Source organism: Chamaesiphon sp. (assembly GCF_041738855.1).
Taxonomy (GTDB): Bacteria; Cyanobacteriota; Cyanobacteriia; order Cyanobacteriales; family Chamaesiphonaceae; genus Chamaesiphon.
Genome location: NZ_JBGSPA010000037.1, coordinates 1 through 24,289, shown reverse-complemented (window position 1 = coordinate 24,289; position 24,289 = coordinate 1). Strand labels below are relative to the sequence as shown.

General features: G+C 48.3%; 24 protein-coding genes, 1 tRNA gene and 2 pseudogenes. 13 read left to right on the top strand and 14 right to left on the bottom strand.

What is annotated here, in order from left to right; genetic code table 11:
* Positions 1 to 398: 398 nt before the first annotated feature.
* The 3 genes from petH (at position 399) to ACEW9I_RS04775 (ending at position 3,697) form a co-directional block, all read left to right on the top strand.
* Positions 399 to 1,664 (top strand): ferredoxin--NADP reductase, encoded by a 1,266-nt coding sequence (gene petH, locus ACEW9I_RS04785; RefSeq protein WP_373539221.1) that lies wholly within the window; start codon positions 399 to 401, stop codon positions 1,662 to 1,664.
* 248 nt (positions 1,665 to 1,912) lie between these two features.
* A complete protein-coding gene (gene trxA / locus ACEW9I_RS04780) occupies positions 1,913 to 2,236 on the top strand; it encodes a thioredoxin (protein ID WP_295616965.1) in 324 nt (107 codons plus the stop codon).
* Positions 2,237 to 2,644: 408 nt separating this feature from the next.
* Positions 2,645 to 3,697, top strand: a complete 1,053-nt coding sequence (locus ACEW9I_RS04775; protein WP_373539220.1) for an LOG family protein — start codon at positions 2,645 to 2,647, stop codon at positions 3,695 to 3,697.
* A gap of 185 nt (positions 3,698 to 3,882) precedes the next feature.
* Here ACEW9I_RS04775 and ACEW9I_RS04770 read toward each other — a convergent pair.
* Positions 3,883 to 3,955 (bottom strand) — tRNA-Arg (locus ACEW9I_RS04770).
* A 38-nt stretch (positions 3,956 to 3,993) separates the two neighbouring features.
* Here ACEW9I_RS04770 and moaC point away from each other — a divergent pair.
* The 3 genes from moaC to ACEW9I_RS04755 all read left to right on the top strand — a co-directional run bounded on the left by moaC (position 3,994) and on the right by ACEW9I_RS04755 (position 5,709).
* The gene (gene moaC, locus ACEW9I_RS04765; protein WP_373539219.1) at positions 3,994 to 4,509 is read left to right on the top strand and encodes a cyclic pyranopterin monophosphate synthase MoaC; all 516 of its coding nucleotides are present in this window, start codon (positions 3,994 to 3,996) and stop codon (positions 4,507 to 4,509) included.
* 117 nt (positions 4,510 to 4,626) lie between these two features.
* Positions 4,627 to 5,031, top strand: coding sequence for an NIL domain-containing protein (locus ACEW9I_RS04760; protein ID WP_373539218.1), 405 nt, complete (start codon positions 4,627 to 4,629; stop codon positions 5,029 to 5,031).
* A 72-nt stretch (positions 5,032 to 5,103) separates the two neighbouring features.
* Positions 5,104 to 5,709 (top strand): chorismate lyase, encoded by a 606-nt coding sequence (locus ACEW9I_RS04755; RefSeq protein ID WP_373539217.1) that lies wholly within the window; start codon positions 5,104 to 5,106, stop codon positions 5,707 to 5,709.
* Positions 5,710 to 5,789: 80 nt separating this feature from the next.
* Here ACEW9I_RS04755 and ACEW9I_RS04750 read toward each other — a convergent pair whose 3' ends face one another.
* From ACEW9I_RS04750 to ACEW9I_RS04710, 9 genes and pseudogenes are all read right to left on the bottom strand, one after another.
* Positions 5,790 to 7,268, bottom strand: coding sequence for a WGR domain-containing protein (locus ACEW9I_RS04750; RefSeq protein ID WP_373539216.1), 1,479 nt, complete (start codon positions 7,266 to 7,268; stop codon positions 5,790 to 5,792).
* Positions 7,269 to 7,357: 89 nt separating this feature from the next.
* Positions 7,358 to 8,029 (bottom strand): RibD family protein, encoded by a 672-nt coding sequence (locus tag ACEW9I_RS04745; RefSeq protein WP_373539215.1) that lies wholly within the window; start codon positions 8,027 to 8,029, stop codon positions 7,358 to 7,360.
* Between the two features lie 62 nt (positions 8,030 to 8,091).
* A pseudogene (locus ACEW9I_RS04740) lies at positions 8,092 to 8,223 on the bottom strand (Uma2 family endonuclease); the annotation flags it as partial.
* Positions 8,210 to 8,389 carry a hypothetical protein gene (locus ACEW9I_RS04735; protein ID WP_373539214.1) on the bottom strand — a complete coding sequence of 60 codons (180 nt, stop codon included), beginning with the start codon at positions 8,387 to 8,389 and terminating at the stop codon, positions 8,210 to 8,212. The pseudogene ACEW9I_RS04740 and the gene ACEW9I_RS04735, both read right to left, overlap by 14 nt.
* Before the next feature lie 49 nt (positions 8,390 to 8,438).
* Positions 8,439 to 9,410 carry a solanesyl diphosphate synthase gene (sds, locus tag ACEW9I_RS04730; protein WP_373539213.1) on the bottom strand — a complete coding sequence of 324 codons (972 nt, stop codon included), beginning with the start codon at positions 9,408 to 9,410 and terminating at the stop codon, positions 8,439 to 8,441.
* Between the two features lie 237 nt (positions 9,411 to 9,647).
* Complete coding sequence (gene murI / locus ACEW9I_RS04725; protein WP_373539212.1) at positions 9,648 to 10,490, bottom strand: glutamate racemase; 843 nt, start codon at positions 10,488 to 10,490, stop codon at positions 9,648 to 9,650.
* A gap of 50 nt (positions 10,491 to 10,540) precedes the next feature.
* Entirely contained in the window at positions 10,541 to 12,040 is a 1,500-nt protein-coding gene (locus ACEW9I_RS04720) for an N-acetylmuramoyl-L-alanine amidase (RefSeq protein WP_373539211.1), read from the bottom strand.
* A gap of 25 nt (positions 12,041 to 12,065) precedes the next feature.
* Complete coding sequence (locus ACEW9I_RS04715) at positions 12,066 to 12,452, bottom strand: AMIN domain-containing protein (protein WP_373539210.1); 387 nt, start codon at positions 12,450 to 12,452, stop codon at positions 12,066 to 12,068.
* A 362-nt stretch (positions 12,453 to 12,814) separates the two neighbouring features.
* Positions 12,815 to 12,994 (bottom strand): hypothetical protein, encoded by a 180-nt coding sequence (locus tag ACEW9I_RS04710; RefSeq protein ID WP_373539209.1) that lies wholly within the window; start codon positions 12,992 to 12,994, stop codon positions 12,815 to 12,817.
* A 104-nt stretch (positions 12,995 to 13,098) separates the two neighbouring features.
* Between ACEW9I_RS04710 and ACEW9I_RS04705 the strand changes: the two genes are divergently transcribed.
* On the top strand, positions 13,099 to 14,370 hold the full coding sequence (locus tag ACEW9I_RS04705) for a family 10 glycosylhydrolase (protein WP_373539208.1): 1,272 nt from the start codon (positions 13,099 to 13,101) through the stop codon (positions 14,368 to 14,370).
* Positions 14,371 to 14,578: 208 nt separating this feature from the next.
* Here the strand turns inward: ACEW9I_RS04705 and ACEW9I_RS04700 are convergent, their stop codons facing one another.
* From ACEW9I_RS04700 to ACEW9I_RS04690, 3 genes are all read right to left on the bottom strand, one after another.
* A complete protein-coding gene (locus ACEW9I_RS04700; RefSeq protein WP_373539207.1) occupies positions 14,579 to 14,749 on the bottom strand; it encodes an NblA/ycf18 family protein in 171 nt (56 codons plus the stop codon).
* Positions 14,750 to 14,853: 104 nt separating this feature from the next.
* Complete coding sequence (locus tag ACEW9I_RS04695) at positions 14,854 to 15,801, bottom strand: SDR family oxidoreductase (protein WP_373539206.1); 948 nt, start codon at positions 15,799 to 15,801, stop codon at positions 14,854 to 14,856.
* Positions 15,802 to 16,129: 328 nt separating this feature from the next.
* Positions 16,130 to 16,384: a hypothetical protein gene (locus tag ACEW9I_RS04690; protein WP_373539205.1), complete on the bottom strand. Its 255-nt coding sequence runs from the start codon at positions 16,382 to 16,384 to the stop codon at positions 16,130 to 16,132.
* 313 nt (positions 16,385 to 16,697) lie between these two features.
* On the opposite strand from ACEW9I_RS04690, the gene ACEW9I_RS04685 reads away from it, so the two are divergent.
* The 6 genes from ACEW9I_RS04685 (at position 16,698) to ACEW9I_RS04660 (ending at position 23,610) form a co-directional block, all read left to right on the top strand.
* Entirely contained in the window at positions 16,698 to 16,898 is a 201-nt protein-coding gene (locus tag ACEW9I_RS04685) for a chlorophyll a/b-binding protein (protein ID WP_373539204.1), read from the top strand.
* 233 nt (positions 16,899 to 17,131) lie between these two features.
* Positions 17,132 to 18,028, top strand: coding sequence for a bacteriorhodopsin-like (locus tag ACEW9I_RS04680; protein WP_373539203.1), 897 nt, complete (start codon positions 17,132 to 17,134; stop codon positions 18,026 to 18,028).
* A gap of 445 nt (positions 18,029 to 18,473) precedes the next feature.
* On the top strand, positions 18,474 to 20,378 hold the full coding sequence (locus ACEW9I_RS04675) for a DICT sensory domain-containing protein (RefSeq protein ID WP_373539202.1): 1,905 nt from the start codon (positions 18,474 to 18,476) through the stop codon (positions 20,376 to 20,378).
* A 349-nt stretch (positions 20,379 to 20,727) separates the two neighbouring features.
* Positions 20,728 to 22,515 (top strand): PP2C family serine/threonine-protein phosphatase, encoded by a 1,788-nt coding sequence (locus tag ACEW9I_RS04670; RefSeq protein ID WP_373539201.1) that lies wholly within the window; start codon positions 20,728 to 20,730, stop codon positions 22,513 to 22,515.
* 90 nt (positions 22,516 to 22,605) lie between these two features.
* The gene (locus tag ACEW9I_RS04665) at positions 22,606 to 22,755 is read left to right on the top strand and encodes a hypothetical protein (RefSeq protein WP_373539200.1); all 150 of its coding nucleotides are present in this window, start codon (positions 22,606 to 22,608) and stop codon (positions 22,753 to 22,755) included.
* A gap of 96 nt (positions 22,756 to 22,851) precedes the next feature.
* Positions 22,852 to 23,610, top strand: coding sequence for a metallophosphoesterase family protein (locus tag ACEW9I_RS04660; protein WP_373539238.1), 759 nt, complete (start codon positions 22,852 to 22,854; stop codon positions 23,608 to 23,610).
* A 21-nt stretch (positions 23,611 to 23,631) separates the two neighbouring features.
* On the opposite strand, the pseudogene ung reads toward ACEW9I_RS04660, so the two are convergent.
* A pseudogene (gene ung, locus ACEW9I_RS04655) lies at positions 23,632 to 24,150 on the bottom strand (uracil-DNA glycosylase); the annotation flags it as partial.
* Between the last annotated feature and the right edge of the window lie 139 nt (positions 24,151 to 24,289).

Genomic DNA, 24,289 nt, shown 5'->3' with positions numbered 1-24,289 from the left:
TTCAATACAATTTATAACGATAACTACCATTTAGACTAGTGATGGAGATGATGAATTGCGGTGTGGCTACCAGATCGAACGATACTCAGCCAATATCATAGCCTACTTGGTGCCAATCGATCGCAGCAGACTTCCTGAGATCTTCAGCACACGACACCCGCGATCGCCGCTAGACAGCCAAATTGACAGTAGCGATCGACTAATTTGTGGCGATCGTCCGTTCCACTCTTGTGTAATCGCACATAGCTACGGTATTCTGACTGAAATATGTTTATATATTGCAGGTTGCCTGCTCCCTAGTTTCAGGACTGGGAGAGATCGTTCGATCGAGCGATCTTTAGAAGTAACTAAAGTTATAATATCATCTATTATTTGGGGTTCGGAGATACAAAATACCTATGTACAATCCAAGTCTGAGCGGGAATGCTGGTAACTCAGCAGCTAATAGTCGGTTGTTTGTGTATGAAGTGAGCGGATTGCGAAACCCTCACTCGACGGAATCAACAGACAGCAAAATTCGTCGCAGTGGTAGCTCATTCATCACCGTACCTTATCAGCGCATGAATCAGGAAATGCGCCGTATTGCCAGCTTAGGCGGCAAGATTCTCAGCATTCGTCCCTATGATGCCCACTCTAAGTCAACTTCTATGGAGAGTACCGAACCAATGACAATTGAAAGTACCGAACAAATGACTGTGGAAACTGTGGAAACTGTCGAAACTAGTGAATCCGCACCAACGGCAGTCACTACAGCACCTCCAGCCAAAAAACATGCCGATGTCCCTGTCAACATCTACCGTCCCAACGCTCCCTTCGTGGGCAAATGTGTTTCCAACGATGGACTCCTCGGCGAAGGTGGTATCGGCATGGTACAACATGTGAAGTTTGACATCTCGGCTGGAGATTTACGGTACTTTGAAGGACAAAGTATCGGCATCATCCCCCCTGGCAAAGATAGTAAGGGTAAAAACAACAAGATCCGGCTGTACTCGATCGCCAGCACCCGTCACGGTGATGATGTCGATGACAAAACTGTCTCCCTCTGCGTCCGCAAACTAGAGTACAAAGACGAGAAGACTGGTAAAGAAGTCGAAGGTGTCTGCTCGACCTTCATCTGCAATCTCAAACCAGGCGATGAGATCCAAATCACCGGACCAACTGGGAAAGAAATGCTCCTCCCAGAAGATCCAGATGCCAATGTGATCATGATGGCAACTGGAACAGGGATCGCCCCATTCCGTGCTTACCTGTGGCGGATGTTCAAAGACAACGAACGCCATGCCAATCCCGACTACAAGTTCAATGGTCTCGCTTGGTTGGTATTTGGGGTCGCAACCACTCCCAATATCCTCTACAAAGACGAACTCGAAGAAATTCAGGAAAAATATCCCGATAACTTCAAGCTCACCTACGCCGTCAGCCGCGAACAGAAAAATGCTGAGGGTGGCAAAATGTACATCCAAGATCGGATTGCCGAAAACGCCGATGAACTCTGGTCGCTGATTCAGCAAGAAAAGACCCACGTCTACATCTGTGGACTCAAAGGCATGGAAACAGGCATCGACGCTGCACTGACCACTGCGGCAATCAAATCTGATGTCAAGTGGGCTGAATACCGCAGCCAAATGAAACGTGCTGGTCGTTGGCATGTAGAAACCTACTAACTAGAGAGTAGATGGTAGAGAGTAGGGAGTAGGGAGTAGCGAATCAAGACAGGGAGTGGGGAGTAAAGAATAGCTACGAATTATTTTCCTACCCGCTACCCCCGACCTTCTACCTTCTACCCTCTACCCCCTATCCTCTTAATTACGAATTATTTTCCTACCTGCCACCCACTACCCGTTACCCCCTATTCCTATGGTAAAATTGCATACAAACCGAGCAAACCTAGGTAGTAAAAAGGATTGGAGTCATGTCGTCAGCAGTAGAAGTTACAGACGGTTCTTTTAAAGAGGATGTCCTTGATAGTGAAATTCCAGTATTAGTAGATTTTTGGGCACCTTGGTGCGGCCCTTGCAGAATGGTCGGCCCTGTCGTTGACGAAATCGCCGCACAGTATGAAGGCAAGATCAAAGTATACAAGCTCAACACTGACAACAATCCCAATGTCGCTAGTCAATATGGGATTCGGAGTATTCCCACGTTGATGATTTTTAAAGGTGGTCAAAAAGTGGATACGGTAGTCGGTGCCGTACCCAAAGCAACTCTTTCCAATACCGTTGAAAAATATCTCTAACTGGCGATTTCCACAAGTCACTCGCTGCACGATCGACTCGCAAGCAAAGTTCACAGCGCAAGACTCGTGCTCATTCGCTCGATCCGCTGGGATGAGATGACTATCATGACATTCCCTGTGATTCTATTGTGGGACTGATGATGAAATAATCGATCGTGTCTTGCGCTGGTGCGATTGCGCCCCGCAATCGCACACCCGAAAAATCGATCGATATTTTTGCGGCAACGCTCTTCAAAATCGTACTTACACTGAAGCTGTAAAGTTCCAATTGTCAAGACAATATCCTAGAGCGAATTTTTGCGTGGATTGGAAGCGTCTCAAGCTAGATTAGCTAACGAGACGCTTTTCTGTGTAGAGTTGGTGACAATTGCGAATGAGATCTAGGCTAAATAATTTTGAATTAATTTCATGGACGAGCTATTTGACCTCAAAAATGACCTATCGGCCACGATCGATCGATTGCCACAACTCCCCCATGGTAAATGGATTCAACGTGCTCTAGAGACGATTTTACGGCTAGCACAGACTGATATCGACAGACTTGACTGGAAAATCCTCAGTGCATCGATCGGGGATATGGAGCGGGCTTTTCAGGTATTTTATCCCTATCGTCACATTCGGAAGGTGGCGGTATTTGGTTCGGCACGCACTCCAGAGACAATGCCGGAGTATCAACTTGCCTATGACTTTGCCCAAGCGATCGCACAACAGGGATTCATGACAATTACAGGTGCTGGTGGCGGGATTATGGCAGCCGCCAATGCTGGAGCCGGAGCCGAGAATTCATTTGGCTTGAATATTCAGCTTCCCTACGAGCAGGGCGCGAATAAGTATATCGCTGGCGATCCCAAATCAATTCCGTTCAAATACTTTTTTACGCGGAAGCTATTTTTCTTGAGGGAAAGCGATGCTGTCGCCCTCTTTCCAGGTGGATTTGGTACTCAAGATGAAGCACTAGAGACGCTGACACTGTGCCAAACTGGTCGCTATGGCCCCGTACCGCTCGTACTGATCGACAAGCGTGGTGGTACGTATTGGCGAGACTGGGATAGTTATTTGCGTCAGCATTTAGCCGCGACGGGATTGATTGGGGCAGCGGATCTTCAGCTGTATACGATTACTGATGATATCCAGGTGGCGGCTCAGGTGATTCGGAATTTTTATCGGGTATATCATTCTAGTCGCTATGTTGGAGCGGAATTTGTGATGCGACTAAAGGTGGCGATTCGCGATCGCGATTTAGATGTTCTCAACCACGAGTTTAGCGATCTGGTGGCTAGCGGTAAGATCGTCCAAACTACTGCATTAGCTGGTGAAGAGGAAGACAATGAGATCGCTCATTTACCGCGACTCGTCTTTAAGTTCGATCGGCGTGATTTTGGCAGGCTGTATCAAATGATTGGCAATATCAACCAAATGGGGATCGATCCTTGTATCGATACTCATCCCGAATCAAAGTAATTGATGGCGATATAACTATCTATAATGAGCAAGGAGGGATTCGCCCCCAGACCTTCCGATCCATAGCCAGAAGCTCTATCCATTGAGCTACTTTGCCCTCGTCCTGTGCCGACGATCGCATGTCTCAAACAACCTAAAAACTAAAAAGGCTCGATCGGGCGATCGAACCTTTTAGTTTGGAGTAGTGGGCAAGGAGGGATTCGAACCCCCGACCTTCCGGTTCGTAGCCGGACGCTCTATCCACTAAGCTACTCGCCCCAGTCCAGTACACAATCATAACATACCTTAGCCCGATCGTGCAAAACTTTTCCAACGAGCATAAATCTGAGCCAACGGCGCAACTGACACATTTGGACGAGCGCGGCGCAGCGATGATGGTAGATGTCGCCGACAAAGCCATCACCAAACGCACCGCAGTCGCTGGCGGACAAGTCCGCATGTCTCTGAGTACCCTAGAGGCGATTCTGGCAGGCAATGCGCCCAAAGGTGACGTGATTGGGATTGCGCGGATTGCAGGCATCATGGCTGCGAAACAAACTGCCAATCTGATTCCATTGTGTCATCCACTCCCCTTGAGTCAGGTATTGGTAGCTGTGACGCCAGATCGCGAGTTACCAGGCTTCCAAATTCGCTCGACAGTGACGATCAAAGCAGAAACTGGTGTGGAAATGGAAGCTCTCACGGCAGTATCGATCGCGGCTTTGACGCTGTACGATATGGCAAAAGCCCTGGAAAAGTCGATGCAAATCGAGAATATCCGGTTGATTAGTAAGACTGGGGGTAAGTCGGATTTTAGGGGGGATGCTGGATAGTGGATGGTGGATGGTGGATGGCTATATTTCCTTTACCCTTTCCCCTCATACCTAAAACCTAAAGCCTAAAACCTAAAACCCAAAGCCTAAAACCTAAAACCTAAAGCCTAAAACCTAGTGAAAAAACGGGTTACTCTGACCTTCCCCAAACGAGCGATTCAGATGCCAGTTGCCTATCGACTGGCAAAAGATTTTAATATCGCCGCCAATATCATTCGCGCCCAAGTAGCTCCCAACCAAATCGGTAAACTGGTGGTGGAGCTAGCTGGAGATATCGATGAACTCGATGCGTCCATCGATTGGATGCGATCGCAAGGCATCCAAGTTTCGACAGCCAATAAAGAAATCTTTGTCGATGAGGATGTCTGTGTCGATTGTGGGCTATGTACTGGCGTGTGTCCCACTGAAGCTCTCAATTTGGCACCTGAGACTTTCAAGCTCAATTTTACGCGATCGCGTTGTATCGTCTGCGAGCAGTGTATCCCGACTTGTCCCGTCGGCGCGATCTCAACCAATCTCTAGCCCACATTAGCTCCCCGCAGGGCTAAATCGGTCTATGATGGTATGAGAGAATAATAAGATTTATTAACCGTTGTGACGATCGCGACCGAATCTAGTGAAAGTTCGCTCATTATTACCCACTGGAATGCCCTCAGTCCCATCTGGCAAGGTGGATCTGAAGTAGTCCAAACTGGCTTACCACACCAACAGCTACCCCCAGCATGGCAAATGTTATTGCTTGGCGATGGTTCGCCGACGCGACATCTCCAACTACTCACGGGCGAACCGACAGAGGTAGACGTGATTGATATGTCCGCGATCGGCATGGACAATGATAGTGCGCCGAATTCTCTAGCAGTAGTACCAGGGCCGAGAATCCGGCGTCAAGTCTGGCTCCGCACTGCTTCGGGACAGAGATTGGCTTATGCTACTTCGTGGTGGGAAGCTCGACATGTGGATGAGTATCTAGAGAATAAATCTTTACCAATCTGGGCGAGTTTAGCCAAGTTGCGTACCGAACTGTATCGGGATGTCCAGGGGATATATTATGGCGAGTCGCCAGCACTGACTCAAGCCTTTGGTGAAACAGGGCCGTTTTGGGGTCGTCACTATCTATTCTGGCATCGCGGTCAACCATTGACGCTCATTTACGAGGTATTTTCACCATATCTCCAGCGATATTTAGGGACAATTGGGTAAACAGTTGACAGTTGAGCGCGAATCACTGTCTGTCTTGTCGCGCTATACCTGGAGGGAACCTCCAGAGCGCGCCGCAACTGTCAACTGTCTGCTTGGTGCAACACATGCGGAGGAAACCTCCGCGTGATTGCATCCGCAACTGTCAACTTTTTAATATCTCCATACACGCGGTAGAAACCACCTCTTTCCGACTCTCGCACCGCATCGACAACATAGCGAGAGCCTTGTTTCCGTAGGTTCTTGGGAAACTGCACATTCCAATTCGGATTGTACCCATCCGAGACTACGCGAATCCGCAAATTGACACCTTCGGGCACACACTCAACGATGACGCCGCCATCCTGACTAACGGTACTTTCTAAGATTGTCGAAGGTAAAATTGCAGCTAATTTGGGTGATTTGACATTGACTACTGCTGGTACAGTACCTGCTTGTGCTGACTGGATGGCTGCTGCGCTAGCATCGATACAGGCGAGGGTGCCGTCGGTAGTGACGATGTAAAGTCGAGCGTCTAAAAATTGCATTGAAAATGCCGAACCGCAGCCTGTAGCTAGCTTCCACAACCGATCGCCACGATCGTTGAAGCAGTAAATCGAAGAATAATTGTCCCCAGCAAACACGTACTTGCCATCGGCAGCAGCGGCACAGGAAAACACAGTACCATCACATTGATAAACTTGTCCGGCGACCCCAGTCTTACTAAAAGCATAGACGCGATCGTCACCAGTACCTGCATAAATAGTAGTTTCTTCTTGCCAACCAAATAATACAGCACCACCTGTCTGGCGATCCCAAATGACACTACCATCATCCCAGTCATACATAGTTACACCACTACTATGTCCGTGATAAACGCCGATTTCATCACAGCGTACCATCCAGCCAGAGCTGCCTTTACTCTGGCGCGTCCACTGAGATTCATCCTCATGGTTGATTATGGTGACTTTGCCATTGACATCAGATACACCCAAAATACCGTCGGCAATATCTAACCAAAAAATATCGACATCAGGGGCAATCTCATAAGCGACACGGGGCACTTTGCCATTGAGATCGTAGACTTTGCCGTCATCACAGCCCGCATACAGCCAGGTATCGTCAGCGACGATACATTTGACCCCATCGGGTAATTTGAACTGCTGGAGTACCTTCCCGGTGGGTGTGAGCGCAAAAATTTGGCCATTCTCATTACCCACCCAACAGCGATCGCGATTGACAAAAATCCCAAATGCGGACGCACCAGAGTTAAACTGCCATAATACCGGAGCTTGATTGGCAGTCGATTGATTGCTGACGATCGATCTTCTAGTGACGGCTCGTTTTTGACGAACTCCCGCGACTGCTGCTTCATAACCTTTGCGACGTTTTTCGTTGAGCTTCTTGGTGGCTTCCATAGTCGCTTTCTCGGCGGTAGGGTAGCTAGTTGTTTTGCTCTGTCCGGTATCGCCAATCCGACCATAACGAATCGTTACGTCTGTGTCATTGACTGTGACTTCATAAAACTTGTGCGCGCTGCCAGTATCTTCCGAGAGTTCGAGATAGGTTTTAATTTCAGGCATAGATTGCTACCACGATCGTCTTAGCTATGCTCATTTTACTCAGACAACCAGTCTAAATGAACGCCACGATCGCCCGAGCGACTGTTAAATTATTTCTGAACCTGATAGTGTAAAAATAGTTCTTGTTCGACTCGATCGACACTCAGCAGTGTTAGTCTAGGAGCTAGGTCTGGAGTAAAGCCGCAACCAGATACTGGCGTAGGCGCAGCACTACCACCGTAGATAACTGGGCAAATAGTCAACCACAGCTCATCGATAAAATTAGCCGCAAATAAACTCGCCGCTAATTCCGAGCCACCTAAAAAGCAAATATGTTCGAGTCCTAACTTTGTCAATTCGATTGTCACAGCTTGCCAGTCAATATCGCTCCCGTCAGCTGTTTCGCACTCGAACACGCGACTAAAACCCTCACTCTCTTGCCAAGCTGATGCACCTTTTTTGGTGGTTAATAACCAGCGATCGATCGGTTGACTAAAAAATGGTAACTCTGCGTCAATTTTCCCACTCCGAGAACAAATAATCTGCGGTGGTTGTGCTGGTTGTCCGCGATCGATTCGAGCTTGAATCAACTCTGGTTTCTCTACCAACACCACACTACCACCATCTTTGAGTGTACCGCTACCAACTAAAATCGCGTCAGCTAAAGCGATTTGTGCTACTAAATGAGCATAATCGCGATCTGAACTAAATGTTGGTGGTGATTTGGCAACATCGCTAATCTTACCATCTGCGGTCATTGCTAGAACTAGTGTTACTTTCATCAAGATCGATCGCGTAAGAATTTGTTAACAATTGGCCGGAGTGGATGCCACCCTCGGCTAATTTAAGATGCTAACTTGAGTGAATCACGAAACTCATTTGCTGCGGCTAGGCGCGATGTTTGTGCCATCAAGACACATCGGGTAAGTAGATCGATATCGAGAGTCATCAGTTCGGGAATCTCACTGCTGATTACGTCCCGGCATCAGAATTTCGAGTGTATAGCGATCGTCAAATAGGCGGATACCGCGAACTGATGCAAAGCCTGCCTGAATCAGCTTAAACTGATGCCAATCGAGATCGTGGTAACTACTCGATCGCTCGTCACAATCTAGTTGGGTGAGCGTAGCTTGGGTCATCATCTTCACCGATTTCAAGGTTAAAATCGGCAGTTACGCCGATACCAGCATTTTAATACAACCTTTTCAATACATAATCCGACAGATCGAATAACGCTTGCAACGAAGTTGAGGGAGCTAACCCCGTTAGTTGAGCCAATGCCAACTGGGCATGATGCTTGGCGAGGTCGCGAGATTTGGAAATCCCTTGACTACTCCGTACGAGGGCTAGAGCCTGCTCCAAATCCGCTGCGTCTTCAAACTCGGTCGCGATTAATTCGACTAGTTGAGGGTATTCCTGCATCGCATACAGCGTCGGCGCAGTAAGATTGCCACTTGCCAGATCTGAGCCAGCAGGCTTGCCCAAGACTTCATCTGAGGCAGTAAAATCGAGGATATCATCGACGATCTGAAAAGCAAGTCCCAAGTTCCGCCCATACTCATATAGTTGCTCACAAATCGCTGTGGACTCATCGCTGAGTAAAGCAGCCGCTTTGGCACTATTGGCGAGGAGAGAAGCGGTTTTGTAGTAACTTTTTTCTAAGTAGGCTTCGATCGAAAAATCCGTTTCAAATTGATTCAATCCTTGCTGAATCTCGCCTTCAGCTAAGTCCATGATCACCTGGGACAGTAGTTTGACGACTTCGAGGTTGTCCAAGTTGGCTAGATACCAGGACGACTGAGCAAAGAGGAAATCCCCAGCCAATACTGCGATCCGATTGTCAAATAGGCTATGAACCGTAGGCACACCTCTCCGTGTCTCGGCAGTATCTACCACGTCATCGTGGACTAGACTTGCCGTGTGGATCATTTCGGTAATTTCGGCGAGTCGGCGGTGACGCGGGGTGATTTCTTCACCAGGCATCGTCGCCCGCGCAATCAGTAGCACGATGGCTGGACGCAAGCGTTTGCCACCAGCCCCAAAGAGATGTTCGGCTGCTGCGTAAAGGATCGGGTGACGGGCACCGACTAATTTTTTGAGGTTCTCTGTCAAAACTTGGAGGTCAGCTTCGACAGGAGTAAATACGGATTTCACTGAGGTCATCGATCGAGCGGCTCAGAGGATGAGTTTACGAAAGTTTACATACATTCTAAGCTATTTTTCCTCTACATAGGAAATAGGCTTGAGGCTTTGGGTTTTAGGCTTGAGGCTTGAAGCTTGAGGCTTTAGGTTTTAGGCTTGAGGCTTTAGGTTTTAGGCTTGAGGCTTTAGGCTTTGGGTTTTAGGCTTTAGGCTCTAGGTAGCAGGGTTGGTACTAACACCTAATACCTAACACCTAGCTCAGGAGACAGTAACTGGAGGGAGAATTATCTGTTGGACGAGGGGTGGAGTGGGTAGCCACTGGGTGGCAATCCGCGTAAACTGCGTGGGGTCGCCACTGACAATAAATTTGGTCGATGCAGCCATGCTATGGCTCTGGATGCCGAGGACATTGAGTTCCTTGGCGGCGGCGGTTACCACGGCAACAGCAGGATCGATAAATCTGACCATGTGAGGGATAAATTGCCGGAAGATCGGTTCGAGGTGCGGATAGTGAGTACAACCATAGACTAAAGTATCGATCGAGCGATCGAGTAGTGGGTGCAGATACTCTGTGGCGATTTCCAGCGTATGTGGCTCATGAATCTGGTTATTTTCAATAATGGGGACAAATTCTGGGCAAGCGACTTGCCACACCCGCGCTTCAGGATTGGCTTCACCAATCGCTCTGAGATAGGCATTGCTAGCGACTGTCGCTGGCGTAGCAATTACCCCAATCCGCTGTCCCTGGCGAGCTGCGGCTCTAGCTCCAGGTAGAATCACCCCCAAAATCGGCAAGTCGTATTCGCTCTGGACGGTTTCGAGGGCGAGGGCAGAGCTGGTATTGCAAGCCATAATTGCCATCTTGACCCGCTGCTGCACCATCCAATCCAATGTTTCACGCGTAAATCTTAAAATCTCGGCAGCACTGCGGGTACCATACGGGACTCTAGCTGTATCGCCAAAGTACAACACTGACTCATGAGGAAGTTGGCGATATATTTCTTGCAAGACAGTCAATCCGCCCACCCCACTGTCAAATACGCCGATTCTGGCAACTTGTTCGTGCTGAAGCTGTCGGGTAGCAGTAAAACGCTCTTGCATATAGCTGTGAAAAGATCGAGTAGATGTAATAATTAGTCGATCGACAATAATTAATTGCGATCCTTGATGTACTGGATAATTCCTTTAGCAATGCCTTCTGCCATCACTTTTTGATAATCCTCACGGCGGAGGCGTGCTGACTCGGCTTCGTTAGTCAAATAACCCATTTCGACCAGAATAGCGGGGATGGCGGATTTACGCAAGACCAAAAATCGTGCCGAGCGAACGCGGCGATCGTTGAGGTAGAAACCATTCTTATTTACATAATCTACAGTCGTACTGTGAACGGTTTCGGCAAAAGAGCGACCGAGATTGTAGTGATATAATTCCAAGCCATTGACATCTGGACGATTGTCGATCGAGTTGGCATGGATACTGACAAATAGTGTCGCTCCAGCTTCTCTCGACATCGTAACCCGCTCGTCCAATCCGACAAAATAATCGCTATTGCGGGTCATCTTCACCGCAATCCCCTGTTTTGCCAAAATTTCGGCGACTCGCTTGGCAACGGGTAAAATTACATCTATTTCCTTCAACCCGCCCAAGCCAATTGCCCCTGGATCTTTGCCGCCATGCCCAGGGTCGAGCATCACTAGCACCCGACCATTGCTCGGTCTGACTACAGGCGAAGTATCTTGTTTGGGAGTGGGACGGTCGATGATTTTGGGTACACTAATCGGTACCTCGGTGGGGGGACGATTGGCGATCCTGTTATTGTCTGAGAGCGGCTGTAAGTAGACCCAACGACTATCCAGGTACTGGCGGACGATATCGACCTTGACCCCATCGGCACGGCGCACGACGAGGGCGATCTCGTCTCCCTGGGCACTGACGGAGAGATAACGCTGTGATTCTCCTGGAATCTGGTAGCCAGGAGCGAGTCTGGCGTTGGGGATCGTAATCCGATAGGTATTGGCACGCGGATCGAAACTGGTAGTATATTTGAGCTGTGTCCTACTTTGCCGATCGGCCTGCACCAAGATCCCCGTCCGAGTGGGATCGAGGGCAATATAATTGACAGATGATGTTGAGGTAACGACTGGTGGGGTACTTGCCGTCGTTACCACAGGCTTGGGACGATACGGTTGGGCGACGACGACTTGACCGTTTTCATTAAAGACAGCGACAGCTCCACTGGGCGCACCACGCGGAAAAGATTCGATCGGTTGGGGAGTGGGAAGCTGGATCGACCATTGTCTGGCGGTGCTGGCTTGAATTAGCACTTGTTGCGGATCGATCGAGTATTTTGGATCGAGTTCCAACACCATCCGCGACCTGTCAGGATCGAATTGACCGACTCGCAGGGATTTGATCCCATTACTGAGCACTTGGGAGGAGGTGGGCTGATTGAGTCTCGTGTCTGGCAGATCGATAATCAATCTACTGGGGTTAGCCAGCATTTGTGCTTCGGGTTTCACGGCGGCACTGGTGGTAAAGTCAATCCGATTTTCGGCGGCATTGTACTGCCACGAGAGAATTTCGGCGGCTGTTGCTGGCAGTGACACCATCATGAAACTAACAACGCTGGGTAATAACCAGTTATATCTCAAAGTACTTAACTCCTATTGCTGCGGATTATCTGGGCGAATTTGGTTGTGGGGCTAGGGTGGGAATGGTTGCCGCTGCGCGTTCGGGTACTGGAATCATCACATACCAATCGATCGGATTTTCGCCTGTAAACTGAACTCGTTTGGGGTTGAGAGTGTACCCAGGTTGTAGTTCCAATACCAATCTAGTCGTCGTGCCGTCAAATTGACCCACACGTAACGATCTGAAGTTACCTGTTAATTTTTGGGTGATGGTTGGTTTACCAAAACTGATATTTGGTAAGTCGATCACTAGTCGGGTCGGATTGAATAACATGACTGCTTTGGGTTGAACCCCCGCATCAGTCTTGAAATCCAAGCGATTTCTACTTGGATCGAACTTCCACGATGCCAATTGACCAGCATCAGCGGGCACAGCCAATAAACAGAAACTAACTACACTAAAGAGTAAAAACTGAAATCTCACTATATTACATCCCTGACAGTGAACTCGTTTGCGAAGTAGACCTAACGTAATTGCCGGACACCGATGGCGGTGATGCGATCTTCAAGCTTGAAAAACAGCGGATCGACTGAACATAATGATGGTGCTCGCAGGTGATATCGCGACAGCGGATTGTGTGCCGGAGTCGATCGCTAGCACTCATTATCAGATGAACCGATCTGGCAGATTGTTGCTGTTTGCTGCCAAAGATCGACACTTTAGGACTCTGTGGTAAGATACCACGAATTTGACATCTAGGTCTTAACTTGGGTAAGCATCACCCCTGGGCTATCTTACAGCTCCGCCACTAGATTAGATTGCCGATCGACTGTCGGATCGATCTGAGTTGATTGTTGCGCTCCTAGCTTGAGGATCTGGCGATCGCACTTTATCGTCACTGTGACTGATAAACACTTGCGGTAGTTCCGAGCTAGCCGAGGTCGCAACGATCGCTCTTCACATATAATTCCCATTGTGGTGACCTAATTAGCTAATTTGAGCATCTGTGTGTCAATTACTTTCCTTGGTGTCGATCGGGTAAGATCGTGCCAAAACTCGATCGCGCCATCACCCAAATATGACAAATCAACAACAAAAACCAGGTTGTGGCTGTCTGAAAATTCCGCTCTCTGTCATCCTTTTCATCCTTGGTGGTGGCTATTGGTGGCTGATTGCACAGGGCAATATCGCCCAGATTACCAAGCTTTTCCCCGATTTTCACTTCTCAAATTCGATCGCCAGTCTTTTTCCCCATCTCTCCACAAATCGAGTACCGCCATCCATACCGACAGTTAGTGCAACTTTAGCACCATCACCAATTGGGACGACCGCCGATCGTCAAGTTTTGGCAACTAAATCGCCTGTAGTCTCATCTACACAGCGATCTCCCGCACTAGTTACGGCTCCCCGCTCACGCCCCACACCCTGGGAACAAAAAGCCATTCGAGGTCTGTATGTGAGTCGCTATCAAATCACCAATAATACCGATGAACAAACCATCCGCCAGAGAGTACGTTACTACCATTCGCAAGGTATCAATACGATTATTCATGGCGTCTGGGGTAATGGTTGTACGATGTACAATAGTGAAGTGATGCAGCAAATATTGGGAACTAAAAGTTGTCTCAATCAGTTTCAAAATCGGTGGCTAGATTGGACGATCGATGAGGCACACACGCAGGGAATGCAGGTTCATGCCTATTTCGAGAAAGGGATTAAAATCGATAAAGATAGTCCAATTTTCGAGCGCGCGATCGCTAACAAGTGGCTCGTCCCTGGTGTCGATCGCACTTATGCTAGGGTCGAGCATTATGTCTTGGATGTCGAGGTGCCGGAAGTTGCGAATCTCTTCAAAAAAATGCTAGCAGAATTTGTCATTAAATATCCCCAAATTGATGCGGTGCAATGGGATGACTATCTAGGCTATCATGCTGAACTCCCAGGTAAAGTAGATCGCACGGCGAGTCTGACCAAGTTTGTACGGCAAATGATTTCAGAAATGAAAGCCGCAAATCCGGCTGTGAAGTTCGATCTTTGTCACCACAATCCCTACTGGGCTAAGCGTTATTTTGCAGCAGATTGGGAACGGTGGGGTGTCGATCGCGTCTTTATTCAAAATTATAATGAAAAGAATTTTCAAGCAGAATTAAACTATGCAGTTAATTACGCTGGAGTCGCTATTACGGATAGTCAATTACCTCGATTGAAAGAACTAGTAAATAATCCGAAAATTAAGAGTATATTAATTTTTCCTATTGCCGGAAAGCCAGCAGAAACTGCCGATCGGGTGCTCAAAACCATTCAGGCCGATTCGATCGTTTCACCCGTACCCAAAAGAATAGCTAAATAGTTGTACTACGTAGCTAAGTGCAAATATTTATCGAATATAGCAATCCTAAATCAGAAGCTCGATCGAATTTAGGATTGCTATAGCAATCACCTGAAACTTAGATAATGGTCGCGATAAGCAGTGTCTTGTCTGGCTTGTTCTGGAGGTTCCCTCCAAGGCACGAGCCACTACCCACCCGACTAGCTGTCAACTCTCAACTGTCAACTATTTAAATACCATTTTTAATTAGTTCTTTAAATAAATTTTCTTTGACCATCGATTGGCGCAGTACCTCTAGCAACAGGTCTTGTGTTGTTGGTAGATCGAGACTATCGACCTGTTGTTTGTAAACTCTCAAACTGAACTCTTGCTCGAAGCTAAGTCCGGTGGAAATATCCATAATTGATAATTAGATTGTGAGTAGATTGTGCTCAAAGCTGAATGTAAGCTTGTGGATGGTAATTTAGCTATGACTCATCGCACAGAGCGATAGTGGTGATGCCCTCAAACCAGGAGTTGGGGGTGAATGAGATCGTATCCGGCTGCTTTAATCTTCTGATTACTGACTTGTAAGCTCTTGCGCTGAAGACTTAATTTGGAGGTATCCCACTGCACGGGTGGTAGACCATAAGCGGAACAGACCCGCTTGACTTGTTCTTTGACAGTGAGCTGGCTGTCATCAACCAGATTGTAAATGCCCTCCAGCTCATTTAACCGTGCAAATTCGATCGCACCGATGATATCATCGCGGTGAATCCAATTAATAAACCGATCCCCCTTTCCGGGCATCGTCATCCCAGCCATCCCACCAAACATACCAACTAGCTCCCGCTCGGGGCCGTAAATACCACCCAGGCGCAGCACGCAGACTTTTTGGTCGTGGTTGGCTGCTTGCAAGATGATTTGTTCGGACTGATGCAGTACTTGGCTGTTGTGCTCCAGTGGGTCGATGCGAGTCGTCTCATCTACCCATGCGCCCTGCCTGTCGCCATAGACAGAGCAGCTACTCAAGTAGATGATTTGCTTGACATTCGGAGCTTGAGCCAGAGCATCGACCAAATTCTGCGTAGTAGTGATGTAAGTATCTGCATAGGTCGCATCAGTTGCTGCTTGGAAACCAGTGGGCGCAACGCTTACTAGCAAAGTGCTTTGACCTGCGAGGAGGGACTGTACCGCTGGGAGGTCATCCCCTTTCATTAAGACTACTTTTGAGACCATTCCTGAAAGTGCAGCTACCCGTTCGCGGCTGGTGGTCGTACCCGTCACATCATGTCCGCGATCTTGCCAATAGTCGGCGACTGCGCTGCCCACATAGCCACAACCCAGAATAGCGATGTTCTCGAACAGCGGGCGGCTCTGAGTCTGTTGACGGATCAATTTGGTGAGGAGATCCATGTCTAATGCCGAGCTAGGCTCGTCAAAAGGATTGTTTTTGTCAATGGAGTCGTACATGCTTTGGGGTGTTAGTTAATATCAGGAACAGTTGGGGTGGCGATCGACACACAGCAGATCGGGATTGAGATCCGGTGTGTTCCGCTAGTTTGGAATCTTCCGATCGATCGGTTAATTACTAATTCAAGATTTAATATCAACTTTTATAACAATCTATTGACATCTTACCAATTTTTATTTTCAAGATGCAGATCGGATAACCGTCACGGCGTTGGCGTGATGCGAATCGTCGAACTGCAATGAGCCTCGATCTTGAAGTATCGCTAAGTCGATCGATCCGCAGTCTAGACTCAGAGCAAGCCGTGGGCAAAACCTGCTCTGGTGTGAATTACATCGAGTGAGCAACAACAATCTCGATGGCATAAGCAACCGCCGCCCCGAACAGACCAAACGTCAGATAATTGCCAGTCTTGGTATCTGAGCCTAAGAGTCGATCTTTGTTGCTAGCTGAGAAGAACAGCGACCATGCTTGAGTCGCACCGATCTTTTGAAAGTGATTAAATTCGGGATTAAAGATTGGAGCCATGTTTTGGTTCTGCATGTGAGGATGAGGCTGTTGAACTACTGTAACAAGTCTCAACATAACACTAGTTCAATTTTGATGATGGTACGGTCGAAGTAGATTTTCCATCGATAGTTAAATTTTTCGAGAGGTAAATTCTCAATGATTAATTTATAAATGTCAATATTTTTTAGTTAATGACAACAATTGCAAGAAGATATAATACTAGTGAAGTAGGTAATCGGATCTTTCTTTCTCGATCGATAACGCAGATAGAGCGATAAGTCAAACCGATCTAGCGGTGGTAATTACCCACTTATTTAAATATAAGAATCAAATATGCTGTTAGGAGTCGGTCTAGCTCTCACACTCACAATATCCAAAAGGATTAATTATGACAACTTCACCAAAGGTATCCTCTACTGCTGTCGATCTTAATGGATGGCGTTGGGGTTTCACTCCTCAAGCTGAAAGTTGGAATGGTCGATTTGCCATGCTGGGTTTTGTAGCTGCGCTTCTGACTGAATATCTCTCTGGTCAAGGCGTTCTACATTTTTATAACCTCATCCAAACCGTTACCACTGTTGTTAAATAGATTGGCTGGCGATCAAAAATACCGATCGCGATGAAGACTTAACAATTTCTTCAAACAGGTTGAGTTTTCGATTGATACTTAGTTCGAGTCTAGACAGAGCTTCGATAGTTCTCTTGTCGATCGCTCGCTTCCACACAAGTCAGGGTTTTAATCTCAAAAAGGATTCGTAAACTAATGAACTCAACCGCAATTTGCGTGAGTTCAAGCCAAATTCACTAGAGATAACACTACTAATGATTGCAGTTTCTTTCATATCAGACTTCCATCTGCTCGGAGCAGTCTTAGCGACAGACGATATTCCTAGTCGGGTATCAACGGTTCAATCCTTGACCTCCAGCCAGTTCAACTTGGTTTACAATGCCTTCTCATTTGCGATCGCCGCAATGTTTGCCTCAGCCTTGTTTTTCCTAAACGCTCAGGCACAAGTGGGTGCAAAATATCGACTAGCACTACTAGTATCCGCGATCGTCGTCAGTATCGCTGGCTATCATTACTTCCGGATCTTCAACAGTTGGGATGAAGCCTATAGCCTCCAAAATGGCGTGTACACTCTAACTGGCGCACCATTTAATGATGCTTACCGTTATGTGGATTGGCTGTTGACTGTACCGCTGCTACTGGTGGAAACAGTTGCAGTGCTGGCACTATCAGGCAAGGAGTCAAGACCTTTGCTCACCAAACTGGTCATCGCATCAGTCTTGATGATTGTCACTGGCTATCCTGGCGAGATTTCAGCAGTTATCAAAACTCGCCTAATTTGGGGTGCTGTCAGTACGGTTCCTTTCGCTTACATTCTCTATGTATTGTGGGTCGAATTGTCCAAGTCTCTCGAACGTCAACCTGTCGAGGTGCAGTCTATAGTTCGGAATATGCGGCTACTACTGTTATTCTCTTGGGGTGTTTACCCGATTGCTTACCTGCTGCCTGTATTTGGGATTGCTGGTACCTCGGCAACGGTGGGCGTTCAAGTTGGTTACACGATCGCTGACGTATTGGCAAAGCCGCTGTTTGGTTTATTAGTATTTGCGATCGCCGTCTCGAAAACGAAGTTCGATCTAGACAATAGTAGTAACCCTAGCAAGGCAAGCGATGCTCCCGAACTAGACTTAGTGCCCACGCCTGAGTCCTAAATCGAGCGTCTTGTGTCGATAGTAATCGAACCTAAAATTTGAGGTGAGGGGGTTTTGAAACTTTATGCCCCCTCAGCCTCAAATTTTTTATAGCACGAGTGCTGGCTAATTCGATCGAGTCTATTCAACTAGAAAATCTCCGCTCACAACAGTAATTTCCCGCTCCAAACTCACTCTCACTTGGTAGTTTCGAGCTGATATGGACGATCGTGATTGGCAATTGGCACATAGATTACCTTGCAGCGATCGATTGTCAAGCATTGTGATGGTAAATAATAGTGAAGCTATCAGCGTGAAAACCCGATCCAGTAGCTATTCGGTCTGATTTTTCTGTAATATAGAAATCGGTAAGCCCAAGATCCTACTGTCCTGATGTCGCTCGGTATCCTCGATAGTAACGATCGCCGCCCCAGCCCTGCCGCAGCCCTAGGGGAAAAGAATTATAGTGAGTAATCCACGATCGGTTTTAAGCGAATTACTGCGGCAAATGCCTCAACTGAGATCGCATTTGTACTTTAAGTCTTCGCTCACGGCTCTATCACATGCGATGGAAGATCGAGTCCTCGCAGGTACAGATCGGCCGTTGCTGATTGCCAGTTTTCAGCAAGAGAAGTTTTATCGGCAAGAAGCGCATCGCTATCGGCGGCTGGGAGAGATTAGCGACCAAGTATATGTCCTAGCGGCACCAGATGCTGAGTTTAGCGATCGGCTGGAGGAATATGAGTTGGTGCCATTTGAGAGCACTGATGCGTTGGGAAGTGAGTGGCATTTGATCGCCATCGGTGCCCAGTCGGCAGCCTGCCTGATCTGTCGGGAAAAAGTTGGGCCATCTTCAGACATGCCAGTTTTACCAGAAATCGATGCTTCGCGGCGGTTTGAGGGGATTTGGACATTCGATCGCCAAGTGACGATCGCCGCCGCCCATATTTTACTCGATCGGATTCAAGGTTATCGCCCCGAACTAGCCGCCAAAATCCTCCAGGCGAAGCAAGAATACCTAGTTGCAGTTCCTACTATACCCGAAGACAATTCAGCTAGTGCTGACGCATTTGTGCAGCGATTGGTGACATATCTCCAAGCGCGCCAATACAAACTCCTCAAAGCTTATCGCTCGATCGAAGAAAAAGAAGAACGCGAACGGCTCGTCAATACCATTACAGGTGCAATTCGCCGCTCCCTCAATTCGGCAGATATCCTTCACGTCGCTGGACAGGAGATCGGTAAAGCAGCAAAAGTCAGTCGGTGCTTGATCTATCAGTATCATGTAGACGATCGCCAGACTACCATCGCCCATGAATATCGCGCCAATCCCGAACTACCTTCCTCGATCGGTCAATCCTGGAATCTCGCCGATAATCCGATCTTCAAAGCGGTAGTCAAAACTCACGAATCAACATCTCTGGCTGAAGTCAATATTACCAAAACTTGGCAGCGGACCCTCACCAAGCTAGGCATCACCGACTGGCTGATTGTCCCCGTCCTGCACCAAGACAAAATCCTCGGAATCGTCGAACTACATCAACATGACCCATCGCCCCTACCGTGGTCGGATGATACCATCAATCTCGTTGAAGCGATCGCCACCCAAATCGGCAGCACCTTGATCCAAGCCGAATCATACACCAACCTGGAATATCTCAACCAACAACTCGAAGCACTCGATCGCACCCGCGCCAATCTAGTCGCCATCACCGGACACGAGCTACGCACGCCTCTATCTACCATCCAAGTCTGTCTCGAAAGTCTGGCAACCGAACCGGATATGTCCCTCGAACTGCGGCAAGTCATGCTCAATACCGCCCTCGGCGACGCCGAACGGATGCGGAAACTCGTTCAAGACTTTCTCACCCTCTCCCAGCTCGAAAGCGGTCGGATTCAATGGCATCCCGAACCGCTCTCCCTCGAAGAGTGCATCGATCTTGCCCTCAGTGGTTTGAATGCCCGTCGCTATAACCGCGATCTTCCCAAAATCATCGTGGACATTCCCACCGATTTGCCCTTTGTGCGAGCTGATGGCGAATGGCTAGTTGAAGTCCTCACCAAACTGCTCGATAATGCTTGTAAATTTACGACGGGTACCGATCGGATCGGCATCCAAGCAGCACGGATCGAATCAATGCTCGAAGTCATCATCACTGATACCGGACGCGGTATCGCCCCCGAATTACTCCAAATGGTCTTCGAGCGGTTCTATCAAGCGGAGGGTTCCCTGCGCCGAACTACGGGTGGCACTGGATTGGGACTGGCAATCTGTCGGCAGATCGTCAATGGCTGGGGCGGCGAAATCTGGGCAGAATCTGCGGGCAAAGATCGCGGTAGTCGGTTTCATTTTACCGTGCCATCGATTTAAACAGTTGACAGTTGACAGTTGACAGTTGACAGCGATTCGCGCTCGCCTCTGTTCCCCGACGGTTTGCGGATGCAATCACGCGGAGGTTTCCTCCGCATGTGTTGCACCAATCAGCGAATCAAGACAGCGGCTTTCGAGCTTAAAAATTCGGGGTTGGGGCAATTTCTTAGTTGCCCCGACCCCGAGTTTTGAAAGACAGTTCGACGATCGGTGATATCTATTACCAACAGATTTCTAAATGCTCGATTTCTATCGTAAACTACAGAAATTAATGCCGCCAATATTGCATTACTAAAATGACGTATTGGATTTAGCTAGATCGATCTTTTTGCCCCCGATTTCCGAACCTATGACTACTGCCCAACCATTGGTGTCTCGCTATCTCTGGGCTGCCGAGCAACAAGCAACTTGGATTCCTGCTGGCAGACTAGTTGAGGATCGATATCATGCGATCTCTCCCCAACTGTGGCTAGATACCAAGCCCCAGGAACCACCTGATGTCCCATCGCCCCTACCGCGTCAGGCTCTAGCCTACGCGCATCTGTATCAGTATCAGCTACACTTACCCCACATCCACGGCTTTTGCTCCCTCAACCGATCGGGTGAAGTCCTCGACATCCCCCTCCTCGACAATATTCCGATCGATAGTGATGGCAAATTGCTACCGAGTCCGATCGCAGCTTGGAGTACGGCAACACCACTCTATCAGGCATACTGGTTGTGGCAGGCGATCGAGTTGTGGGCACCACTAGCAGGAACTGGTGTCCTGTCGAGTCTCGTCGTGATGGACAATCTCCGCGTTGATGGGTGGTGTCTGCGATTGTGCGAACTGCTACCCGATGATGCGACAGGTACCAAAGTCACACTCTCTAGACTGGGCACACTCTGGCTCCAAACCCTGACTGGCACCTCCCCAGAGATCGACGACAGGTTGCGCGCCCTATTTATCAAAATGCAGGCGGAACAGGCATCACTTCGGAATGTTGCCGCGACACTGAATCAGATCGTGCTCGAACAAGCCGCCCAATTACCCTTGAAGTGGCAGATCGCTGGCGGTACGGATGCAGGAGCGACTCACCAACACAATGAAGATTCGTATTATCCCACGCCGCTAGAACTGGCTCAAGATCCCACAGGTGGGAAAATTGCGATCGTCTGCGACGGAGTAGCCGGACATGATGGGGGTGAAGTTGCCAGTCAAATGGCAGTGAAGTTACTCAAAATCCAGGCTCAGAGTCTCGTCGCCGATCTGGCGAACAGTCGGGAAATCGTCTCTCCCGAGCAGATCTGTAGTACGATCGCGGCGATCGTCCGCGTTGCCAACAATACCATCACCGTCCAAAACCAAAGCCAAGGACGAACAGAGCGTCGCCGCATGGGTACGACGATGGTGATGGCGATCCAAGTCAATCAGCCGATTTCAACTCCTCAAGGCATTGGCTATTCCCATGAAGTTTATATCGCCCATGTCGGCGATAGTCGGGCTTACTGGATCACCCCCCAGCGATGCCAACTCTTGACGATCGATGATGATATCGCGACTCGCGAAGTCAAGCAAGGTCGAGATGTGCCCTGGCATAGTGCCAGTCGCCCCGACGCTACCGCCCTCACCCAAGCATTGGGGATGAAGCCTGGAGAGCTGATCGTACCTACTGTCCAGCGATTTATGGCGATCGAGGAGGGGATTTTATTACTCTGCTCCGATGGTTTGAGCGATCGCCATCTCGTTGAGAGTTCTTGGCAAGATTATGCACAGCGGATTCTGGAGGCAGATATCCCCCTCACTGAAGCCGTCCAATCCTGGCTGGCTCTGGCTCATCAACACAATGGGGAAGATAATATCTCCCTAGTGTTGATGTCTTGTCAAGTATCGCCAACTGCCGAGACAACTGCTAGCAGCCAACTCGCCAATATCGAGCGATCCGCACCACAGCACTCAGCCTCGGATGCCAAATTTAGACTCAACCGCGCCATTAATTTATTCTTGTGGATGACGACTGGGATCGGCTTTCTCGCTGCTGTGACGATCGTCATTGCCTTTCTTCATCCCGATTGGGTCGAAAACTGGCGGCGACAACTAGCTCCCAATCCCGCTCCCCAAGCCGAGTTAAATCTCCACCGCCGTCACAATTCGTAATGACGCGAGATCCCCGACTGCTCTCGGCAGTCGGGGATCTGTCCTCACCAATGTAGCGACTAGTCACTTATCGATCGGAGTAGTCGCACCGTGGGCTGCTTGCAGGTGGCGATCGTCAGCCATTCGCCTCATCTGTCGGCTAGATCGAGTGCAGCGATCGCCAGTAAGAAGCGCGGGGACGAGGAATTGAGTAATAATGAAGAAGTAGAGCAAAGATTTGGCAATACCGATCCCCGGTAACCGAGCTATTTACCTCCAGCGTGTGAATATTAGCAATACCAGGTGGCTGACATCTCAGTCTCTCATCGACTGACATTACCCAGCACCAACCACTCTATGTTTAACTTATTTCAAAAGAAACACAGCTCGCTACCCCGACAGATCGCGATTGGTGACGTTCATGGGCACTATGATGGTTTACGTCAACTGATTGATTTTTGTAAAACATCCGCTGAAGATCGGGTATATTTTCTCGGAGATGTCATCGATCGTGGCCCCAAAAGTGCTGAGGTTGTCAAATGGATTCGGGAGCAAAATTATCCCTGTTTGATGGGCAACCATGAAGTGATGTTATTGACATCATTTAACAATGGCGTTGTCGATGAGATGTCATTGCGCCACTGGTTGCCATCTGGTGGTGACACGACGCTAGAGAGCTATGGTGATGCTGGCATTCCCCAATCCGATCTCGATTGGTTTGCGAGTTTGCCGTCTTATCTAGACTTGGGTGATGTATTTTTAGTCCATGCGGGAGTCGATCCATTCAAGTCGTTAGACAAGCAAAACAACGAACAATTCTGCTGGATTAGAGAAAAATTCTTCAGCAATCACTTTCCTTATTTTCCCGATAAAGTCATCATTACTGGACATACGATTACCTTCACACTGCCAGGTGTCCGTCCTGGCGAAGTCGCTCAAGGCCCCGGCTGGCTCAATATCGAAACAGGTGCATATCACCGCAAAAGTGGCTGGATGACTGCGCTGGACATCACCAATGCGATCGTTTATCAAGTCAATGTCTTCTCTGGCAAGCAACGCAAACAACCACTCGATCGCATTGTCAAAGTAGTAGAACCAAGTCGGGTAAAATTCTGATGAATATCGGCAGTTACGAACTTAAAGATCGGGAATCTGCCAATCTATCTCTGGTTGACCAACAGAATTTAACACTGTATTAATTGCCGAAAAAGGTTTACTGCCAAAGAATCCATTCCGCGCCGAAAGTGGCGATGGATGGGCAGATTGAATCACAGTATGTCTATCGGTATCGATGAGTTTTAGTTTCTTGTGAGCATAAGCACCCCAGAGGACAAATACCACTGGCTCGGTTTTGAGGTTGACTTTGGTAATAACTGTATCTGTGAAAGTTTCCCACCCTTTATCCTTGTGAGAATTGGGTGTATGTGCCCGCACTGTCAACACCGCATTGAGCATCAACACCCCTTGTTTTGCCCACGGTACAAGGTAGCCATGATTGGGGATGGGTAATCCGAGATCGCTGTTGAGTTCTTTGTAGATATTGACTAATGACGGTGGAATTTTGACACCAGGATTGACCGAAAAACACAATCCATGTGCTTGATTATCGCCATGGTAGGGATCTTGTCCGAGTATTAGTACTCGGACATCTTCATAACCTGAGTTCGATGAAGTTTTGTCTCCTCAAACTCAGGCATTTCAACACTTTTAGGCTAACAGCAGAATTTTTTCAATTTTTGGCACATTAAAATCCACCATCAATATCATTAATAGTTGAAAAAACATTGATTTAAAT

What these genes read in the sequence shown, in the direction of transcription:
- petH (WP_373539221.1), top strand. Translation starts at nt 399, where the DNA reads ATGTACAATCCAAGTCTGAGCGGGAATGCTGGTAACTCAGCAGCTAAT.
- trxA (WP_295616965.1), top strand. Translation starts at nt 1,913, where the DNA reads ATGTCGTCAGCAGTAGAAGTTACAGACGGTTCTTTTAAAGAGGATGTC.
- ACEW9I_RS04775 (WP_373539220.1), top strand. Translation starts at nt 2,645, where the DNA reads ATGGACGAGCTATTTGACCTCAAAAATGACCTATCGGCCACGATCGAT.
- ACEW9I_RS04750 (WP_373539216.1), bottom strand. Translation starts at nt 7,268, where the DNA reads ATGCCTGAAATTAAAACCTATCTCGAACTCTCGGAAGATACTGGCAGC.
- ACEW9I_RS04745 (WP_373539215.1), bottom strand. Translation starts at nt 8,029, where the DNA reads ATGAAAGTAACACTAGTTCTAGCAATGACCGCAGATGGTAAGATTAGC.
- ACEW9I_RS04735 (WP_373539214.1), bottom strand. Translation starts at nt 8,389, where the DNA reads ATGATGACCCAAGCTACGCTCACCCAACTAGATTGTGACGAGCGATCG.
- sds (WP_373539213.1), bottom strand. Translation starts at nt 9,410, where the DNA reads ATGACCTCAGTGAAATCCGTATTTACTCCTGTCGAAGCTGACCTCCAA.
- murI (WP_373539212.1), bottom strand. Translation starts at nt 10,490, where the DNA reads ATGCAAGAGCGTTTTACTGCTACCCGACAGCTTCAGCACGAACAAGTT.
- ACEW9I_RS04710 (WP_373539209.1), bottom strand. Translation starts at nt 12,994, where the DNA reads ATGGGAATTATATGTGAAGAGCGATCGTTGCGACCTCGGCTAGCTCGG.
- ACEW9I_RS04705 (WP_373539208.1), top strand. Translation starts at nt 13,099, where the DNA reads ATGACAAATCAACAACAAAAACCAGGTTGTGGCTGTCTGAAAATTCCG.
- ACEW9I_RS04700 (WP_373539207.1), bottom strand. Translation starts at nt 14,749, where the DNA reads ATGGATATTTCCACCGGACTTAGCTTCGAGCAAGAGTTCAGTTTGAGA.
- ACEW9I_RS04695 (WP_373539206.1), bottom strand. Translation starts at nt 15,801, where the DNA reads ATGTACGACTCCATTGACAAAAACAATCCTTTTGACGAGCCTAGCTCG.
- ACEW9I_RS04690 (WP_373539205.1), bottom strand. Translation starts at nt 16,384, where the DNA reads ATGTTGAGACTTGTTACAGTAGTTCAACAGCCTCATCCTCACATGCAG.
- ACEW9I_RS04685 (WP_373539204.1), top strand. Translation starts at nt 16,698, where the DNA reads ATGACAACTTCACCAAAGGTATCCTCTACTGCTGTCGATCTTAATGGA.
- ACEW9I_RS04680 (WP_373539203.1), top strand. Translation starts at nt 17,132, where the DNA reads ATGATTGCAGTTTCTTTCATATCAGACTTCCATCTGCTCGGAGCAGTC.
- ACEW9I_RS04670 (WP_373539201.1), top strand. Translation starts at nt 20,728, where the DNA reads ATGACTACTGCCCAACCATTGGTGTCTCGCTATCTCTGGGCTGCCGAG.
- ACEW9I_RS04660 (WP_373539238.1), top strand. Translation starts at nt 22,852, where the DNA reads ATGTTTAACTTATTTCAAAAGAAACACAGCTCGCTACCCCGACAGATC.